Below are 18,453 nucleotides of genomic sequence, written 5' to 3'. Positions count from 1 at the left end.
GATCATGCTTGAGGGACTCTCCCAGCACTGCGCGCAGGCGCTCGCCACCCATGGCTGCGCCTCGGTCTCCGTCGCGGTCGCCCATCGCGACCGCGTGGTCTTCGCCGAGGCGTACGGCCTGGCGGATGTGGCGCGCGGGGTGGCGGCCACCCCGGAGACCGTCTACTCGATCGCCTCGGTGACCAAGCCGATCACGGCGACCGCGGTCTGCGTCGCCGCCGACCGGGGGCTGCTGAACCTCGACGACCCGGTCGAGAAGTACCTCTCCGGCTTCCGCCTGCCCAGATACCGCGACTACAGCGAGCCGACCCTGCGCCAGGTCCTCCAGCACCGGGCCGGGTTCGGCGGGCACTACGACTTCGCCTACGCCGGGCTGCCCGCGATCCGGCACGGCGTCGAGCACTACTCGACGCTGTACCGCGAGCCCGGGTCCCGGTTCGAGTACTCCAACCTCGGATACGGCGTCCTCGACGCGGTCCTGGAGAAGGCGACCGGCCGTAGCGCCGCCGACTTCACCGCCGAGCAGGTCTTCGCCCCGCTCGGGCTGAACGCCTGCCAGATCGGCCTCTCCTACGAGGGCGAACGGCCTCGGGCGCTGCGTTACTCGGCCGACGGCAGGCCGTACCCCGACTACGACACCACCCACCACGGCGCCTCCCTCGGCTGGGCGAGCGCCTCCGACCTGGCGATGTTCGGACTGCTGCAGGCGGGCGGCCCCGGGGTGCTGAAGCCGGAGACGGCCGCGGCCACCCGCACCGCGCTGCCGATCACCGCGGAGCAGGGTTACGGCCTTGGCTGGTTCGTCTCACGCGGCGGGCCGCACCAGGTGGTCGCGCACAGCGGCGGCATGGGCGGTGTCTCGGCGATGCTCGCGGTCGTGCCCGAGCTCGAACTCTCGATCTGCGTGCTCGCCAACCAGACCGGGGGCGAGGTCCGCACCTCGGTCGTCAACCGCGTCATGGCGGAACTGGTGCCGGACCACCCGTCCGCGTCCCTGCCACCGAGCTTCCTGCCCGAACGGGCGGTCGCGGTCCCGCAGGGACTCTGGGAGGGGCACGTGCGCACCGAGGAGGAGTCCGTGCCGCTGCTGCTGCGGGTGCTGCCCGACTCCGGCGCCGAGGTCGGGCTCGACGGCGGGCCGATGGTCCCGGCGGACGTGGTCGCGGCCTCCGACGACTGGGACCTGCGGGTCAGCGCGCCGCTGCAGCTGCCGACGGAGGACGCGCGGGTGAACAGCCCCCGGCTTGTCCTCGAACTCAACGCGCGCCACGGCCATCTCGTCGGCGCGGCGCGGGCGATGAAGAACGGCGAGGGCGACGGCTGGCTCGGCAACTGCCTCAGCCACTGGTGTGAGGCCACCGAGGCCTGAGCCCGGCCGGTTCCCGGACCTGGCCCCGGCCCGGGTCAAGGACCGTCAAGAAAGAACCACGTCCCGGGTGAAGCGGACAAACAACGGGAAGGAGCATGATTCCCGGACCATTCAACCCTTGTGAGCACTTATGAGGATCTTGGCTCGCCCGCACCAGCTCCCCGTACGGCTCGCCACCGGCGCCTACGTCCTGAACGCCGGGCTGTCCATGGCCGCCGGGGACGAGGGCAGCGCCGCCGCCGTCCACGGGATGGCCGCCAACGCCTACCCGTTCCTGAAGAAGATGAGCCCCAGGACGTTCGTCTGGCTGCTGTCGAAGACCGAGATCGCCGTGGGCGCGGCCCTGCTGGTCCCGGTGGTGCCCTCACTGGTCGCGGGCGCGGCGCTGACCGCCTTCGCCGGCGGGCTGGTCGGCCTCTACCTGCGCACCCCGAGCCTGCGCCAGGAGGGCAGCCTGCGCCCCTCCCAGGAGGGCATCGGCGTCGCCAAGGACGTCTGGCTGCTGGGCATCGGGACGAGCCTGGTCGCCGAGGAGCTCTGCCGTCCCTGACCGTACGGCTTCGCCGGCCCTCAGCCGCGTCCTCAAGCTCCCGTCAGGCCCCGTCCCCCGCTCCCGCGCGCCCCGCTCCACGTGCGCGACCCTCGGTCCGCGCGGGTCTCAGCGGCGCAGCCGTACCTCGCCGACCGGGCGGCCACCGCCGAGCAGCACGCCGACGGCCAGTTCCTCAAGCACCTCGGCCTCGAAACCCAGCGCCCGAAGGGCCTCGACGGTGGCGGGCATCCTGGCCCGGTAGCCACCGTCCTCGATCTTGACGGCCCCGGCCCTGCCGTCCGCGAAGGCGAAGGCGTCGAACGCCTCGGCGCCCGACTTGAGCATCAGCCCGGGAAGCGCCCGCATCAGCCGGGCCTCTGGCTTGGTCGTGCCCGAGGTCCACTCGGGGTGCGCGCGGAAGGCGTCGGCGATCCGGCGCTCGGGCGTGCCCTCCTCGGCCAGTACGAGGGAGCGGAAGGCCCTGGTCACACCGACCATCGACACGAAGAACAGCGGCGCGCCGCAGCCGTCGACCCCGGTGGCCGCGACCCGCTCCCCGGTGAGTTCCTCGACCGTGTCACGCAGCGCCTTCTGCAGCGGGTGCGCCGGGCTCAGGTAGGTCTCCAGCGGCCAGTCGTTGGCCGCGCAGGTGGCGAGCATCGCCGAGTGCTTGCCCGAGCAGTTCATGTAGAGCGGTGAGGGAGCGCCTCCGGAACGCAGCACCCGCTCGCGGGAGGCGGCGTCCTCCGGCAGGTCCGCCGGGCAGCGCAGCGCGCTCTCGTCGAGTCCCGCCCCGGCCAGGACGCGGCGGGCCCCCTCGACGTGGAAGGGCTCCCCCGTGTGGCTGGCGCACGCCAGGGCGAGCAGTTCGCCGTCGAGCCCGAGCCCGGCGCGCACCATGCCGAGCCCCTGCAGCGGCTTCAGCGAGGAACGCGGGGAAACCAGGACGTCGACGGCCCCGTGCACCCGCACCGGCGAACCGGCCGCGTCGACGGCCAGCATGCGGGCCCGGTGGGTGGACTCCACGAACCCGGAACGGACGACCTCCACGACCAGCGACTCAGCAGACACCTCAGCTCCCTTCGCGTGGATTCTACGGAGGGCGGAAACACCGGTTTCCGGCGCGGTCGCAACAACCGGGATGATGGACGCATGCGTGCGGTGGTGCAGCGGGTGAGTTCCGCGTCGGTGACGGTTGACGGCGAGACGGTCGGCGCGATCGACGAGCCCGGACTGCTGGTGCTGGTCGGGGTGACCCACGACGACACCCGGCAGCAGGCGGCCAAACTCGCCGCCAAGCTCTGGGGCCTGCGCGTCCTGTCGGGCGAGAAGTCCTGCTCCGACGTCGGCGCCCCGCTGCTGGTGATCAGCCAGTTCACCCTGTACGGCGACGCCCGCAAGGGCCGCCGTCCGACCTGGCACGCGGCGGCCCCGGGACCGGTGGCGGAACCCCTGGTCGAGGCCGTCTGCGCCGAGCTCCGCGCGTTGGGCGCGCACGTCGAGACGGGCGTCTTCGGCGCCGACATGAAGGTCTCCCTGACCAACGACGGCCCGATCACCCTGATCCTGGAGGTCTGATTCCCGGACCGATACCACGATCACCGACCGCGATGATCCGCTAGGGTAACCGCTTGTCCGCGATGAATCCGTTCATCCGTGATGAAACACCCGAAAAGTCGCACCCTTGGGGAGGGTCATGCGCATCTTCGCGTCCATCGCCGTCGCGTCCGTCGCCACCGCCGCCCTGGTCACCACCGCCGGATCGGCGGCCAACGCCCAGGTCAGCACCCAGACCGGCGCCCAGGCCACGCCCGCGTTCAGCGCCTACCACGGCGTCACCGGCCAGCAGCAGACCGAACGCTTCAACACGCTGCGCGGCCAGGGCTACCGGCCGATCACCTTCACGGTCGACGACGCGTCCGCACCGCGTTACGGCGCCGTCTGGGTCAAGCGGTCCGGCCCGGCCTGGGCGATGATCCAGGGCATGTCGGCGAGCGGTTACCAGAAGAGGTTCGACAGCTACCTCTCCCAGGGGTACCGCCCGACCTCGGTGAGCGCCACCGGCTCGGGGAACGACGCCGTCTTCGCCGCGATCTTCGAGAAGGTCCCGGGCAAGTTCTTCGCCAAGCACAACCTCACCACCGGCCAGTTCACGGCCGCCAACGCCGACGCCGCCAAGCGGGGCTACGTGCTCACCGCGGCCAACGCCTACGGCACCGCCGACGACCCGCGCTACGCCGCCGTCTGGACGCAGGGCTCGCAGTCCTGGTCCGTCACCGTCGGCAAGTCCTTCGACGAGCACCACGCGGAGTTCCTCGCCAGGACCAAGAAGGGCGAACGGCCCTCGCTGGTCACCGTCGGCCCCGACGAGTCCTACACGAGCGTCTGGGTCAAGGACTCCGGCTCCGCCTGGTACGAGTACACGGGCATGACCCCCAGCGGTTACCAGAAGCGCTTCGACGAGCTGAAGGGCAAGGGCTTCCTGCCCACTCTGCTCGACACCGAGGGCGGCGCCTACACCGCCATCTGGACCAAGGGCTGATTCCCGCCGGGCCCGCGCGCCGTACCCCGTCGAGGGCACGGCGCGCGGGTCCGCTCAGCGGATGCGGCGGCGCAGCGCCGGGTCGATCTGGACGTTGCGGCCCGCGTCGGGCGGCACGACGACCTCCTGGGAGGCCGCGACCCCGCCCGCCTCAAGGGGGACCTCGACCGGGACGGTCCGCTTGACCACGGCCAGCGCGATCGGGCCGAGCTCGTGGTGACGGGCCGAACTGCCCACGAAGCCGACCTCCTCGCCCCCGTTGAGAACGGGAGTGCCGTGCCCGGGCAGGATGTCGGCGCTGCCGTCGAGGTGCAGGAAGACCAGACGGCGGGGCGGGTGCCCGAGGTTGTGGACCCGGGCGACGGTCTCCTGACCCTTGTAGCAGCCCTTGCTCAGGTGCAGGGCCGTACCGATCCAGCCGACCTCGTGCGGGATGGTCTTGTGGTCGGTCTCGAAGCCGAGCCGGGGGCTGTGCTCCTCGATGCGCAGCGCCTCGTAGGCCCACAGCCCGGCCGGGCGCATGCCGCCGAGGCGCTCGGCCAGCAGGTCACGCGGCAGGAGCAGGTCGTCGCCGATGACGATCGTCCCCTCCGGCGGGGTGACGCGGCTGGCGTCGGCGACGGAGACCACGGCGTATTCGGCCGTGACGTCGGCCACCTCGACCCTGAGCATGAAGCGCATCTTGTCGAGGAAGGCGACGAGGTCGGCCCCGGTGCCCGGCTCGACGTGCCCCCACACGGCCTCGCCGTCGTCGACGAGCGTGAGGTGGTGCTCGACCCTGCCCTGGGCGTCCAGGAACAGCGTCTGGGTCGGTTGACCGGGTTTGAGGTCGTCGAGTTTCTGCGAGCTCAGGCTGTTGAGCCAGCTCAGCCTGTCGGGGCCGGAGATCCGGACGACCTCACGGTTGCTCCGGTCGACCATCGCCTCTCCGGCGAGGAGGGCGCGCTGCTCGGCGAACGGGTCGCCGTAGTGTCCGGCAACGCCGGCGTCGGGGGCCTCGGCCGCGACCGCGCCCGGGGTGTCCAGCAGAGGGCTTCGCATGGCTCCAAGCCTACGAGGCCTCAGCGGCACTTCCTGCAGCGGCCGAAGACCGTGAGATGGTGCACGTTGACGGCGAAGCCGAACTCCTCGTCCAGCTTGGTCACGAAGTCGTCGACCAGCTCGGGGCGGATCTCGTTGAGCTCCCCGCAGTCGTGGCAGACCAGGTGGACGTGGTCGGCGTCCTCGGCCAGGTGGTAGGTCGGCGCGCCGTGCCCGAGATGGTTGTGGGTGACCATGCCGAGCTCTTCGAGGAGTTCAAGCGTGCGGTAGACGGTTGAGATGTTGACCCCGCGGGCGGTCTCCCGCACCTTGCCGCAGATCTCCTCCGGGGTGGCGTGCTCAAGGGCCTTGACCGCCTCAAGCACCAGCTGGCGCTGCGGGGTGATCCGGTAACCGTGCGCCCGCAGTTGCTCATGCCATGACGTCTCGGCCATGCACAGAGTCTACGAGCAGACCAGCCCTACTGGGGTCGCCACAAACACCAACAAATCGCCCACTACGCACGGTTTCCCGCAGGTTAGGCTGCCCCGGTCCCCTCCCCCGAGGACCTGGTCCCCGGCACCCGCTGGAGCACCCCGGCCCACTGGGCGCTGCTCGACTGCCCCGACACCGTACGGCTCGACCGTCCGACGGCCGGGAACCGGCCCCGGAACCGGATCGACGAGGCGACGGAGGACGCGACCCAGGCCCGCGCGCTCGTCCCGACGGCCTTCGACGGCGGTGCGGATCCCTCAGCCCTGACGGAGCGCGTCCTCGGCTGGACGCGGAGGGACGGCCGCTGAGGAGCCCCTCACCAGGCGCCTGCCCAGCCGCTGCGCGGGCGCCTCGACGAAACGCCAGGTCAGCGCACTGATCCCGAGCAGCACCCCGACCAGGCCGACCAGCGCGACCAGCCGAGCCCCGAGCGGTACGGCCAGTGGCTCCGGCCAGGTCATCTGGACCACCTTCAACAGCAGCGGATGGAGCAGATAGACCGAGTAGCTGACCAGCCCGAGCCAGGGCAGCACCCGGGGCAGCTCACGGTCGCGCAGCGCCATCCCCACGGCGAAGGTCAGCCAGGCCGCGACCAGCGCCAGCCACAGGCCGGGCGTGTCCCTCGTCAGCCAGATCCCGGTCGCCGGAACCAGGAGCACCCACCCGGCCCGCGCCCAGGTGATCTCGCCCTGTTCCGCCCGGTACAGCACGGTGCCGGAGAACATCGTGGCCAGGATCAGCAGCCCCTGCCAGGTGCCGGGATACTCCTGGTTGACCGCCAGCAGCACCAGCACGGTGCCCCCGGCCGCGACGGCGCCCGCCCGCCGCACCGCGAGGGGCCCCATGAGCGTCATGGCCGTTCCGACCACCACCAGCGCGACCACCGTCAGTGTGACCGTCAGCATCCGCGTCCCGTCGCCGTACGAGAGCAGCTTGGTCGGCAGCACGCCCGCCCCCAGCACGGCCGCCACGGCGAACCCGAGCGCGGCCGTACGGCTCGCCCGGTTCACCCCGAGGGTGAACATCGAGCTCAGCAGCAGGTAGAAGGCCATCTCGTAGGAGAGCGTCCACATCACGTTGACCGTGTTCGGCATGTACAGCAGGTCCTGCAGCATCGTCAGATGGCCCAGCGTCAGCGACAGGGGACGGCTCCCCCACCAGGGGTGCAGGCCGTCCCATCCCGCGGCGATCAGCAGCGCCACCCCCACCGCGCAGACGCCCAGCATCGGGTAGAGCCGGAAGACCCGGGAGATCCAGAAGGCCCGCAGGTCACCCCGCCGCTCCAGCGAAGCCGGCACGATGTAGCCGCTCACCAGGAAGAACACCATGACCCCGTACCACCCGGGCTCGAAGGTCTCCTTGAAAGGAAAGCGGATCTCGGGCAGCAGCGGCGACAGCACGTGTTCGAAGACCACCGCCAGCGCCGCGAATCCTCGTATGGCGTCAAGCCAGGCCAGCCGGCCCCGCCGTCCTGCTTGATCGGTAATCACCTGGTTCATGCTAACGACCGGCCGACGGACGTCCGGTTGGACGGGCAACCGCCACCGCCCCGGAGGGGACCGGGCTCACGGCACGGGAGAGACCTGGCGGGACCCCGGCCCCCGGGTCCGGGCCCACGGGCTCCGAGGTCCCGTGAACACCAGGGGCCGCCGCCCCACGGACGGCGGCCCTTCGAACATGTCCGGTGGTGGTCGCCCCTACCGCCGGACGATCAGGAGGCCGAGGGAGACGAGCTCGGCGACGCGGCGGTCCTCGGGGTCCTTCCCGGCGCCCTGGTGACCTTGCAGTCGTAGGCGGCGATCGTGTAGCCGTCCAGCAGCGTGCAGGTCGTCCAGACGGGACCGACCTTGTAGGCGTAGACCTCGGGCAGGCCGCCGCCCTGACCGGCGGGGCCCTGCGGTCCGGCCGGACCCTCGGGGCCCTGAGGCCCGGTCGAGCCCTCGGGACCCTGGGGTCCGGTCTTGCCCGTCTCGCCTCGCGGCCCCTGCTGACCTGCGGCGCCTCGCTCGCCCTGGGGGCCCCGCTGACCGGCGACTCCCCGCTCGCCCTGGGGACCCTGCGGGCCGGCGACTCCCCGCTCACCCTGGGGGCCCTGCGGGCCACGCGGGCCGGCCGGTCCCTGGGAGGCGATGCCCTGCTGGGCCTCCTGGAGGGTCAGCACCCGCTCGGTCTTCGGGTTGCACCTCGTGAGCGCGCGGACGACCTTCGTGGTCTTGTTGACGCAGAAGGTCGTCGGAGCGGCGGCCGAGGTGGCCGCCGAGGCGGTGGTGACGCTCGACAGACCCACCAGAAGGACAACGGCGCCCAAGAGCGCGGCAGGCGTCTTCGATCGCATGAGTGGAGACTCCATAGAAAGAGGGGGATGGACACGAAGATCGTGAGGCGGCGCGACCAGAGTGCCAGGAAGGACCGTTCCAAGCGGGATAAATCAGGCCATGTGACGAAAAAGAGATCTATTTGCGGTCAGGGTGCGGGAGGGCGTGCCCGCCCGTGGGCCGCCCCCGGACACCGAAGCCCTCCCCGGCGCCTCCGTCCCACCGGACCCACCCCACCCGGTACGGAGACCGTTCGCGGCACGCCGCCTTCGAGGCCCTTCCTCCGAGGTCAGGGCGTGTCCGAGGGGGCGGGGACAACCGGGCGAAAATAATCGTTTGCCCTGGCTGCGGAGATTTCATAACGTACAAGCACGCTGAAAGGAGGTGGTCCGAACAATGGTTGATCATAGGGCTAGCGAGGTGGCTGTCCGCTAGGACGCCCCAGCTTCCGGACTCCGTCCGGACGTCTGGTGACGTTCGGCGAATTCACGGCAATCACCGGAACCCCGGGTCCGCCAGGGTGGTGGGAGTGCTCTCCCGCCTTTGGTCCCCTTGGCCCTCCCACCCACGGGAGGAACAGACCCGGGGTTCTTCCCTTTTCCGGCCCGGTTCCTTCGGCCCCCGCTTCCGAAGCCCGGCGCCTCTCAATGCCTTCGAGCCTTTCCCGGTCTCCCCGCGTCTCCCAAGGAGCCCCCGGGACGTTCCCGAAGAGCGTCCCCGCGCTTCCCAGGGCCCGTCCGAGGAGCGGCTCCGACTCCCCGCGTCTCAGTGCTCGCCGCGGGCCGGGACTCCGAGGGCGGCGCACGCCTCCCGGTACAGCCTGACGACCTCCGTGCGGACCTGGGCACGCTCGGTCAGCGTCGTGCTCCACGGCACCCTGACCGTGACCTCCCGCCCCTCGACCGTCGCGAGGAACTCGATCGCCTCGGCGTCCACCCCCGACGTGACCGCGCTGGTCGCCTCGGGCCGGCCGCCCAGGGCCCGGCAGATCAGCAGCGAGTCGTCGGCGTGGTCGTCGTTCATGTGGCGCTTGATCGCCTCGACCACATCAGGGGTGAAAGGAGTGCTCATGCCCGTGATGGTATTCCCCCGACCCTCCCGCAGGACCGCACCACAGCCCCAACTCGCCCCTCCCAGGACCGCACCACCGCCCCCCAACTCGCCCTCCCGCAGGACCGCGCCACAGACTCCCGCCGCGTCGGCCGCCCTCGGCTCGCCCTGCCCGGACGTCGGCACCGCTTCACTCCGGCCAGGGAAGCCGGGCCCCCAGACGCCAGCCTCCCGACGTCGTGGGACCGTACTCCAGGCGTCCCTCGACCAGCGCGACCCGCTCCGCCAGGCCGATCAGCCCCCGCCCCGGCCGGGCTCCAGAAAATCCGGCGGCCCCGGCCGGTCCGGCGTCGTTGACGATCTCGACGACCAGCTCCGCCCCCGGCGCCCCCGCGATCGACACCCGCACCGGCGCCCCCCGCGCGTGCCTGCGCACGTTGGTCAGCGCCTCCTGCACGATCCGATAGGTGGTACGGCCGAGCCGGTCGGGCACGGTCCCGGTGTGCTCCTCGACCATGGTCACCCGCATCCCGGCCCGGTCGGACTCGGCGACCAGCTGCCTGAGGTCGGCGTAGGTCGGCTGGGGCAGTTCCCCGACCGGAGCGCGCAGCACCCCGATGACCTCACGCAGGTCCTGCAACGCCTGGTGGGCGCTCTCCCTGATCACCCTGGCCGCGTGGGCGATCTCCTCGCTCGGGGCGTCGGGATGGTATTCGAGGGCCCCGGCGTGCACGCTCAGCAGCGAGAGACGGTGCCCGAGAACGTCGTGGATCTCCCTGGCGATCGCCGTACGGGCCTCCTGACCGGCCTGTTCCGCCCGCAGACGCGCCTCGGTCTCCATCCGGGCCGCCCGTTCCCGCATCGCGGCGGCGAGTTTGCGCCGGTGGTGGACGTACAGACCCCAGCCGACCACGGCCCCCTGGATCGCGCCTCCCATGACCCACAGCGCCAGCCGGGGCATGTCCGGCTCGGGCCGCAGCAGCACGTAGACGACGCCCGCGACCAGGCCCGCCACGGAGACGATCATCGTGGTCCTCGGCGGGCGGTGCACCGCGACCGTGAACAGCGCGATCAGCACCGCCCCCGTGATCAGCTCGGAGAACGTCGAGAGCACGATCAGCACGACGGCCAGCTCCGTCGGCCGGCCACGGCGCAGCCACAGCGCGGCGCAGCCGACCACGGCGGTCACCTGGTCGAGGTCGAACAGCCACTTGGGCGGTCTCGGGGAGGTGTCGAGGCGCAGCCCGGCCAGGATCAGCCCGGAGAGCACCGCCACCAGGAACAGGCAGGCGTCGACCAGCCAGTCGTGCGGTCCACGCCTCGGCGCGGTCGTCGATTCGTCCATCCCCAACGAGCCTAGGGTCGCCCGTCCCCGCCCCGGCCCCCCGCGATACCAAAGTCGCCGGGACGAACACCTTCGTAGCGCGCCGGGCCCGACCGGGGAGACGTCCGTCGGCGTGGAGCATCCCGACGACCGATCCGCGAGGTGGCCCGGGATTCCTAGCGTTCAGACATGCGCGAACTCACCAGAATCCTGGGGCTGTTCTTCCTCCTGGAAGGGGTCAGCGGGGCCATCGACCGGGTGGCCGTCCAGCCCTTCATGAACTTCTTCCTCAACTTCTTCGACCGGGTGATCGTCGGACGTCTGGACTTCCTGACCGGCTACGAACTGTTCGCGAACCTCGCCCTGGCCGCCCTGGGCGGCCTGATGCTCGCCGCCACGCGAAGCGGGGCCCAGACGTGACGCGGGATTCCCACGTGACACGGCAAGGCGCGCCTCGGACACGAGAGGGCGTGACACGACGGCTGGCACCCGCCGCCGGACTGTTCCTCCTGGCACCGCTGGTCGCCGAATACCTGCTCGGCAACGTCCCGGTGGCCGACATCGGCGGCCTGCTCGTGCTCGCCCCGATGTACGGCGGCGGCGCCCTCCTGATCAGGGAGGCCGCCCGCCGTACCGGACGTGGCTGGCCCACGATGCTCCTCCTGGCGGCAGCGTACGGCGTGCTTGAGGCGTGCCTGATCGACCAGTCGCTGTTCAACCCGTCGTTCGAGGGACACGACTTCCAGAGCGTCACGCCGATCCCGTGGCTGGGCGTCAGCGCCCACTACGCGCTGAGCTTCGTCGGCGGTCACGTGATCTGGAGCATCGGTGTGCCGATCGCTCTCGCCGAGGCCCTGACACCCCGCCGGAGCACCGTCCCCTGGCTCGGCCTGCCCGGCCTGGCCGTCACCGGTGTCCTGTTCGTCCTCGGCTCGCTCGTCGTCTTCCAGAGCATGCTCGCCGAGGACGGGTTCGTCGCCCCCGCCCCACGGCGGATCGGCGCCGCCGTCGTGGTCGTCCTCCTGGCCGGTACGGCCTTCGCCCTCGGCCGCCGTCCGCGTCCCCCGGTTCCCGGCGCCGCTCCCCGCCCATGGCTGGTCGGTCTCGCGGCCTTCGCCGCCTCCGGCCTGTTCTTCGTCGGGACGGAGGACTGGCCGGGGGTCGCTCTGGCGTCCGGTCTGCCGGCCGTCTCCGCCGTCACGGTCTCCCGCTGGTCACGCCGTACGGGATGGGGCCCGGCACACCGGCTCCACCTGGCCGGTGGCGCGCTGCTGACCTACGTCTGGGGCGGCTTCGTCCTGCTGTCCCTGGAAGGCGACACGACCCCCCTGAACCTGACCGGCCAATCCCTCCTGGCCCTAAGCGCCATAGTCCTCCTCCTACTCACCCGAACCCGGCTTCAGGAGTGAGGAGTTTCGGCTTGGGCGCGTCGGTGCTTGGACTGAGGAACGCAGGAGCGCAGCGACGGAGAGACGAGGGAAAGCACCGACGCGCCCAAGCCCGCGACGCCGCAGGCGGAGCAAAGAGACACAGCCCCGCGACGCCGAAGGCGCCGCAAAGCACCACAACTACACCTTCTTCAGCTCCGCCGACAGGTGGGACTGGAGGGGTTCGCCCATGGCGGCCATGTCGTAGGCCCACATCAGGTTGCCGTTGACCAGGCCGTAGAGGCGGTGGCCCGCGGTGTACTCCTTGGCGGTCGCGGTGCGGGCGACCACGTCGGTCTGCAACTCGATCTTGTGGAAGACGACCTCGCCGACGTAGATCTCCACGATGCCGGTCGGGTGCGACAGGCACACCTCAAGTCTGCGCTCGGGCAGGGCACGCCAGAAGCCGGTCTCCGTGCCCAGCGGCCGTACCTTGTTGCCTTCCTTGTCCAACAGCCACGTCCGGCTCTCATAGGTCAGGAACGGCTTGCCGTTGTGACCGAAGACGATCTCCTGGCCGAAGTTGAAGCTCTCGATCGTCGGATATCCACCAACCCCGGCACCTTCCCACCGGCCCAGGAGAAAGGCGATCGGCTCAAGGGCGGAGTGCAGTTCGGGAACGTCCATGCATCCGAGCCTAGAGCCGCCCCGGTACGGCTCGCGCCCGCGACACCGGCCTCATAGGCTTCGGGGTATGGCACGATCACTGGTGATCAAGGTGACCGCCGGCGCGGACGCGCCCGAGCGATGCAACCAGGCGTTCACAGTCGCGGCGGCGGCACTGGCGAGCGGGGTCCCGGTCTCGCTCTGGCTGACGGGGGAGGCCTCGTGGTTCGCCCTCCCCGGACGCGCCAAGGAGTTCGCCCTTCCGCACGCCGCCCAGCTCGGCGACCTGGTCGACGTGGTCCTGGCGAGCGGCCGGATGACGCTGTGCACGCAGTGCGCGGCCAGGCGGAACATCACGGTCGACGACGTGATCGAGGGCGTGCGCATCGCGGGCGCCTCGACCTTCGTCGAGGAGGTGCTCGGCGAGGGGGTCCAGGCCCTCGTCTACTGACGGTCCTCACGCGTACGGCCCCGCCGCGAGGACGGGGCCGTACGTCACGTGCCGTTCAGCCGGGCAGTACGGCCGTCAGCCGCTCCCTGCGGAGCTGGTCGAACCAGGTGTCGTCGAGCGGCGGGAGCTGGAATCCGACGGCCCAGGTCAGCAGCAGGTCGGCCAGGCCGGGGTTGCGGGCCAGCGCGGGGCCGTGCAGGTAGGTTCCCACGACCTTGCCGACGTGACAGCCCTCGGTTCCGTCGCCGTTTCCCGTGCCGACGGTCGTGCGGGCCAGTGGCCGTACGCCGGGGCCGAGGCGGGTGACGCCCATGTGGTTCTCGAAGCCGGTCAGCGTCGGGATGCCGAGCACGGAGTCGGCCTCGCCCGCCAGTTCGCCGACGGCGCGGGCGGTGCCGCGTCCGCTGGAGATGTCGATCAGGCCGAGGCCGTCGACCGGCTGTCCCTCCTCGCCGCCGAACGTGGTGCCCATGATCTGGTAGCCGGCGCAGACGGCCAGCAGGCAGGCTCCGCGGGCGATGGCGCGGTGCAGCCCGCCGTCCCTGCGCAGCCGTTCGGCGGCCAGGATCTGCGGGCGGTCCTCGCCGCCGCCGATGAGGTAGATGTCGCCGCCCTCGGGCACCGGGTCGGCCGAGCGCACGTGGTAGGTCTCGACCGGGATGCCACGGCGCTGGGCGCGCTGTTCGAGGACCAGCACGTTGCCCTGGTCACCGTAGGTGCTCAGCAGGTCCGGGTAGATCCAGACGATTCGCAGGATGCTGTCAGACGGCACGACCGAACTCCGATCGGATCTGCTGGAAGGCGGTGTAGTTGGCGATCACGTCTACCTTGCCGGGCGGCTGGAGGGCCAGCGCCTCCTCGAAGGAGTTCGTCAGCTGGAACGGCACGCCCGCGATGTCCAGCCTGAGGGCCAGGTCGAGTCTGCGTTCCCCGGTGACGTAGACAGGGCCGCCGCGCAGCACGCGGTAGTCCACGTCCCACAGCCAGGAGGTGTCGCGGCCGTCGGGGCCCTGGGCGTTCACCGAGAGGATCACCGGCAGGGAGCGGTCCAGGACGTCGAACGCCTCAAGCCAGCCCGCCGGGTTCTTGGCCAGCAGCAGCCGGGCGTGCCTGCCGTCGCGCTGGACGACCGTGTAGCGGCCCGCGACGGAGGTGACCTCGCGCAGCCGGGGCAGCGCCCGCTGGATCGGCAGGCCGAAGGCCTCCGCGGTGGCCAGGGCGATCACGGCGTTGGCCCGGTTCGCCCGGCCGGGAAGCTGGATGTCCAGCACCCAGCGCTGCCCGCGCGGGTCGATCACCGCGTCGTCGTCGAGGAACCAGCTCGGCTGGGGGCGCCGGAAGGCGCACTCGCGGCAGGCCCAGTCGTTCTCGGCGGCGCGGGAGACGATCCCGCCGTGGGCGGCGGCCGGGACGGGGCCGGGGGCCGCGCTGCCCGGCGGGACGTAGTCCATGCCCTTGCGGTCGAGCGGGCCGCCGCACTCGGGGCAGCACCAGGAGTCTTCCTTCCACGGCTGCCCCGCGGAGACCCAGGTCACGCCGGGAACGGTCGAGGCGCCCCAGGTCACCAGGGGGTCGTCGGCGTTGGCGATCACGTGGACCGGCCTGTTCGCCAGCGCCCGCCGCCACTTCTGGGCGAGCAGCCAGATCTCACCCGCCCGGTCCATCTGGTCGCGGCTGAGGTTCATCAGGACGACCACTCCGGCGCCGGTGGTGTCGATCACCTCGGGGAGGTACTTCTCGTCGACCTCCAGGACGCCGTAGGGGGCGTGCTTGGCCGAGGACAGCGCCGAGACGTGCCCGGCGGGCATGTTGGCGCCGAAGGCGTTGGTCGCGACCTCGCCGAGCTCCTGCAGCGCCGAGGTGATCAGCCGGGTGGTCGTCGTCTTGCCGTTGGTCGCGCTGACCAGCGCGAGCTTGCGGTCCTGCGCGAGCTTGCGCAGCAGGTCGGGTTCCAGCGCCAGGCCGATCCGGCCGCCGATCACTGATCCGTCGCCTCTGCCCGTCGCCCTGGACAGGGTCGCGGCCGTCCGGCCGAGAGCGCTCGCGAGCTGCGCCCGCAGCGGAAGCTGAGTCATGCCGTCTCCTCGCGTAGCGACCCGTCGCAGGACGATCCGGCAGCCGGAAAGCCCGGGATAGCCGAATCGTTCATGCCGCCGATCCTAGCCGTGGTTGGGTGGCGGCACCGTCGTATCCCTATTCGAAGCAGGTGGTCGCCACCTGTCCGATATTACGGATTGACCTGGGGAAACCACCCTGGAGGCACCCCTGGAAACCTCCCGGGGAACGCGTTCCCCGTCACGGGCCGCCTCACTCGCTGAAGGCCAGTTCCGCGCTCTCCGCCGAGGCCGCGTCGAAGGGCAGCACGAAGCGCCGTGGCCACGACAGCACACTCTCCAACCACCCCGCCCCCATGGTCTGCGCCACATGGCGTAGCCGTTCGGCGGGGTCGATACCGATCGTCACGGTGAGGATGTCCCGTTCGACCCCTTCGTGCTCGTCGTCGCCGAGGATGACCCGCCAGGCCAGTGCCCTGTTGCGCTCGACCTCCATGGACAGCGGGTGGTGGCGCAGTGCCTTGGCCCGGTGGCCGAGCAGTTCGGTGCCGTTGTGCTGACGACTGAACAGGGCGTACTCCATGACCGGGGCGGCGCCGCGCGGGTTGGGGGCGGGCCGGCCGTACGGGAAGAGTTTGTCCACCTCGTGCAACCAGCGGACCTGCGGGATGACCCACGCGGGTCCGGGGCGTTCGCCGGGCTCCCTGCCGGGGCCGAGCAGCCGGGTGGCCGCCACCGCGACCTGCTCGGTCAGTTTCGCCGGGTCACCGATGGTCCGCAGCGACCAGGCCCTGCGCCCGACGCTGCGTTCGACGGCCGTGGCCAGCATGCACTCGCGTCTCCTGGGCGGTGGTTCGTCCCACATGTCGGCCAGGGCCCTGGGCACCCCGGGCGCGGGACGGTTGGCGCAGAAGGCCAGCACCAGCGTGTCGGTCCAGATCCGCAGCCAGGCCCATTCCGGGGCGTCTGCGAGCAGGTCGGCCTCGCGCAGTTCGACGAGGGTGCAGGCGCGTCCCGTCCTGCACTCCCTGCCGCAGGCGGCCGAGCGGCGCCCGCAGATCGGAGGCGTGACGTCGGGCAGCTGCCGTTCGCGGTCCTCCCCCAGCGGCACCTGCACGCGCAACGGCCGGTCCATCCCGTCAGCGAAGATCGCGGCGACGCCCGGCTGGAGTGAGACGACCTGCCTGGACTGTTCCTCGCTGAGGTTCATCGCGGCCCCGACGAGCTGGCGGTCGTCCTCGGCGGGCAGGCGGTGCACCACCTTCAGCGCGGTGTTCTTCACCACGTCGGAGACGAGTTTGGTGGGGATCTGCTCGGCGACCACGATGCCCTCGCCGTAGGCGCGGATCTCGGCGAGCATGCCCGCGAGCAGTTCGACGGCGTGGGTGCTGGCCCGCCCGGCGCCCCGGTCGCGCAGCAGCCGGTGCGCCTCCTCGATCACGATGACGTGCCGCAAACCGCCGCCGCGCTCCTTCCTGGCCCGCATCCGCAGGTGTTCGACGATCCGGATGATCAGCGTGCCCATCAGGAACGCCTTGTCCTCGTCGTTGGCCACGTCCTCGATGGCCAGCACCACGTTGCGCCGCAGCAGGTCGCCGATGTCGGCCGGATGACCGCCCTCGAAGAAGCGCCCTGCCGAGCCGACCCGCAACGACCGCAGCCGCAGGGAGATGAAGCCCTCGACGTCGGCCTGGACCTCCCTGCCGTAGCCGATCTCCTGGATCACGTCCATGGCGTGCTGCTGCAACTGCTCAAGGGTCGGTACGGCGGGCCGCACGGCCGCGCCGGGGGCCGCCCACCCGGTGACCACGTCCCAGCCGTTGGTCTCGTAGACCCGCTGCAACGCCAGCGACATGATCTGCGGGAACGGCTCCTCGGCGTCGAAGGCGGCCATGAACAGCGCACGGACCATGTCGATGTGCGCCTGCACGGGGTAGCCGGGTTCGGGGGCGAGCGGGTTGACGCTGAAGGGCACGCTGTCGGGCGCCGAGGGGTTGATCACGGTGACCGGGGCGAGGTGTTCGACCCGGCCGCCCATCGCGGCGTACTCGGACTTGGCGGGTTCGATGGCCAGCCAGGGGATGCCCTCCTCGGTGAGCTGTTCGAGCAGGTGCCTGACGGTCTGCGACTTGCCGGAACCGGTGGCGCCGGTGACGAAGGCGTGCCGGTTCAGGGTGGTCAGCGGCACCCTGAACGAGCCGACCGCCCTGTCCTGGCCGTCCAGGATCGCCCCGAGTCCGACGGTCGGCGCGCCGGGGGAGATGTCCGCCTCGCTGGTCACGTCGAAGAAACCCGCGTCGAGCACCCTGACCCCCGGCACCTCCCTGCGCGGCAGCCCCGCCAGGGCGGCCAGCGCTCCCGCGGTGGCCGCGAACGGCGCCGCGGTGCCGTCGGCCGGGTCCTGCAGGGTGACCGAGAGCGCCTCGGCGAAGCCGTGCACGGGGCCGTCCAGGGCGCTGCGCAGCCGGTAGGGGTGGTGGCTCATCTCGGCGGACCCGACCAGCACCGGGGCGATCTGGCGCAGTTCCTCGGGTCCGGAGGCCCCGGCGAGCACCCGCACGCTCCACAGCCCGGCCTCGCGGAAGGCGTCCAGCTCCTGCATGCGCCGTTCGGCGCGTTCTGCGTCGTAGCGGGAGCGTTCCGAGGCGTCGCCGTACTGCCTGAGCACGTTGAGCTGGGTGCGCAGGTGGGCCACCTCGGTGTCCAGCAGGTCGGTCCGCTCGGCGACGACCAGCCAGGCGAAGGGCCGGGACATGAGCGTGACCAGCGTCGACTCGAAGAGCGTGGGCCGTTTGACCTCGTCGGCGTCCGGTTCGCGGCGTCCGCCGAGCGGTGGGGCCTGGCGGCCGGGACAGACGGTCCAGGCCAGGTCCGACAGGTCGCTCAGCCACTCGTCGCCGATGCGCACTCCTCGCGCGCCGCTGGGGAACAGCAGCGGCTCCGGGCCCGCCGGGGCCTGGTCGGGCTCGGTGACGGCCCTGCGGGGCGATCTGGGCGGGTTGAGCGGCCCCGCGTTGGTGATGAGTTCGAGCGGGGCGCCCGCTCCCCGGGAGAGCCACCCGACCACGAAGGGCCGGTTGCGCTGCGCCGCCGACAGTACGGCGGGCAGCACGGTGACGAAGTCCCACTCCGCCGACGAACTACGGGAGGGGGCCGTGATGGCCTGGATCCGGTACCAGGGACCGGCCAGCTGGCTGGGAGGACGGGACACACTCGGTTGCATTTGTTCTCCACCCGGGGGACCCGGCCTCAGGCCGGAGGGGTCGGC

At 71.5% G+C, this 18,453-nt stretch carries 18 protein-coding genes; 7 read left to right on the top strand and 11 right to left on the bottom strand.

What is annotated here, in order from left to right:
- Positions 1-4: 4 nt before the first annotated feature.
- Together ABZ470_RS28235 and ABZ470_RS28230 are read left to right on the top strand one after the other, a co-directional pair.
- Positions 5-1,369: a serine hydrolase domain-containing protein gene (locus ABZ470_RS28235; RefSeq protein WP_362915129.1), complete on the top strand. Its 1,365-nt coding sequence runs from the start codon at positions 5-7 to the stop codon at positions 1,367-1,369.
- 130 nt (positions 1,370-1,499) lie between these two features.
- Positions 1,500-1,919: a hypothetical protein gene (locus tag ABZ470_RS28230; RefSeq protein ID WP_352014644.1), complete on the top strand. Its 420-nt coding sequence runs from the start codon at positions 1,500-1,502 to the stop codon at positions 1,917-1,919.
- 108 nt (positions 1,920-2,027) lie between these two features.
- Here the strand turns inward: ABZ470_RS28230 and ABZ470_RS28225 are convergent, their stop codons facing one another.
- The gene (locus ABZ470_RS28225) at positions 2,028-2,972 is read right to left on the bottom strand and encodes an asparaginase (protein WP_362915127.1); all 945 of its coding nucleotides are present in this window, start codon (positions 2,970-2,972) and stop codon (positions 2,028-2,030) included.
- Between the two features lie 81 nt (positions 2,973-3,053).
- Here ABZ470_RS28225 and dtd point away from each other — a divergent pair, with 81 nt between their 5' ends.
- Complete coding sequence (gene dtd / locus ABZ470_RS28220) at positions 3,054-3,479, top strand: D-aminoacyl-tRNA deacylase (protein WP_362915125.1); 426 nt, start codon at positions 3,054-3,056, stop codon at positions 3,477-3,479.
- A 118-nt stretch (positions 3,480-3,597) separates the two neighbouring features.
- Positions 3,598-4,443, top strand: coding sequence for a hypothetical protein (locus tag ABZ470_RS28215; RefSeq protein ID WP_362915123.1), 846 nt, complete (start codon positions 3,598-3,600; stop codon positions 4,441-4,443).
- Between the two features lie 54 nt (positions 4,444-4,497).
- On the opposite strand, the gene ABZ470_RS28210 is transcribed toward ABZ470_RS28215, so the two are convergent.
- The 6 genes from ABZ470_RS28210 to ABZ470_RS28185 all read right to left on the bottom strand — a co-directional run bounded on the left by ABZ470_RS28210 (position 4,498) and on the right by ABZ470_RS28185 (position 10,668).
- Positions 4,498-5,484, bottom strand: coding sequence for a glycine cleavage T C-terminal barrel domain-containing protein (locus tag ABZ470_RS28210; RefSeq protein WP_352014640.1), 987 nt, complete (start codon positions 5,482-5,484; stop codon positions 4,498-4,500).
- A gap of 20 nt (positions 5,485-5,504) precedes the next feature.
- On the bottom strand, positions 5,505-5,918 hold the full coding sequence (locus tag ABZ470_RS28205) for a Fur family transcriptional regulator (RefSeq protein ID WP_352014639.1): 414 nt from the start codon (positions 5,916-5,918) through the stop codon (positions 5,505-5,507).
- A 297-nt stretch (positions 5,919-6,215) separates the two neighbouring features.
- Positions 6,216-7,448 (bottom strand): acyltransferase, encoded by a 1,233-nt coding sequence (locus ABZ470_RS28200; RefSeq protein ID WP_362915121.1) that lies wholly within the window; start codon positions 7,446-7,448, stop codon positions 6,216-6,218.
- Positions 7,449-7,669: 221 nt separating this feature from the next.
- Entirely contained in the window at positions 7,670-8,293 is a 624-nt protein-coding gene (locus ABZ470_RS28195; RefSeq protein ID WP_362915119.1) for a hypothetical protein, read from the bottom strand.
- A 745-nt stretch (positions 8,294-9,038) separates the two neighbouring features.
- A complete protein-coding gene (locus tag ABZ470_RS28190) occupies positions 9,039-9,344 on the bottom strand; it encodes a DUF2470 domain-containing protein (RefSeq protein ID WP_352014635.1) in 306 nt (101 codons plus the stop codon).
- A 169-nt stretch (positions 9,345-9,513) separates the two neighbouring features.
- Positions 9,514-10,668 (bottom strand): histidine kinase, encoded by a 1,155-nt coding sequence (locus ABZ470_RS28185; RefSeq protein ID WP_362915117.1) that lies wholly within the window; start codon positions 10,666-10,668, stop codon positions 9,514-9,516.
- Positions 10,669-10,836: 168 nt separating this feature from the next.
- On the opposite strand from ABZ470_RS28185, the gene ABZ470_RS28180 reads away from it, so the two are divergent.
- Together ABZ470_RS28180 and ABZ470_RS28175 are read left to right on the top strand one after the other, a co-directional pair.
- A complete protein-coding gene (locus ABZ470_RS28180; protein ID WP_352014633.1) occupies positions 10,837-11,067 on the top strand; it encodes a hypothetical protein in 231 nt (76 codons plus the stop codon).
- Positions 11,068-11,117: 50 nt separating this feature from the next.
- A complete protein-coding gene (locus ABZ470_RS28175) occupies positions 11,118-12,056 on the top strand; it encodes a hypothetical protein (RefSeq protein ID WP_362915115.1) in 939 nt (312 codons plus the stop codon).
- A gap of 159 nt (positions 12,057-12,215) precedes the next feature.
- Here ABZ470_RS28175 and ABZ470_RS28170 read toward each other — a convergent pair whose 3' ends face one another.
- Entirely contained in the window at positions 12,216-12,701 is a 486-nt protein-coding gene (locus tag ABZ470_RS28170; protein WP_352014631.1) for an FABP family protein, read from the bottom strand.
- 67 nt (positions 12,702-12,768) lie between these two features.
- Here ABZ470_RS28170 and ABZ470_RS28165 point away from each other — a divergent pair, with 67 nt between their 5' ends.
- A complete protein-coding gene (locus ABZ470_RS28165) occupies positions 12,769-13,131 on the top strand; it encodes a DsrE family protein (RefSeq protein WP_352014630.1) in 363 nt (120 codons plus the stop codon).
- Between the two features lie 55 nt (positions 13,132-13,186).
- Here ABZ470_RS28165 and ABZ470_RS28160 read toward each other — a convergent pair whose 3' ends face one another.
- The 3 genes from ABZ470_RS28160 to ABZ470_RS28150 all read right to left on the bottom strand — a co-directional run bounded on the left by ABZ470_RS28160 (position 13,187) and on the right by ABZ470_RS28150 (position 18,408).
- Positions 13,187-13,903, bottom strand: a complete 717-nt coding sequence (locus ABZ470_RS28160) for a glutamine amidotransferase (protein ID WP_352014629.1) — start codon at positions 13,901-13,903, stop codon at positions 13,187-13,189.
- Complete coding sequence (locus tag ABZ470_RS28155; protein ID WP_362781162.1) at positions 13,893-15,206, bottom strand: MurT ligase domain-containing protein; 1,314 nt, start codon at positions 15,204-15,206, stop codon at positions 13,893-13,895. The genes ABZ470_RS28160 and ABZ470_RS28155 overlap by 11 nt, the downstream gene beginning before the upstream one ends.
- 232 nt (positions 15,207-15,438) lie before the next feature.
- Positions 15,439-18,408, bottom strand: coding sequence for an ATP-binding protein (locus ABZ470_RS28150; RefSeq protein ID WP_362915113.1), 2,970 nt, complete (start codon positions 18,406-18,408; stop codon positions 15,439-15,441).
- Positions 18,409-18,453: the final 45 nt, after the last annotated feature.

Origin of the sequence: Streptosporangium sp. NPDC020072 (assembly GCF_040631445.1) — a bacterium.
Taxonomy (GTDB): Bacteria; Actinomycetota; Actinomycetes; order Streptosporangiales; family Streptosporangiaceae; genus Streptosporangium.
The sequence above is the reverse complement of the archived record's forward strand: the minus strand, read 5'-3'. Positions and strand labels throughout refer to the sequence as shown.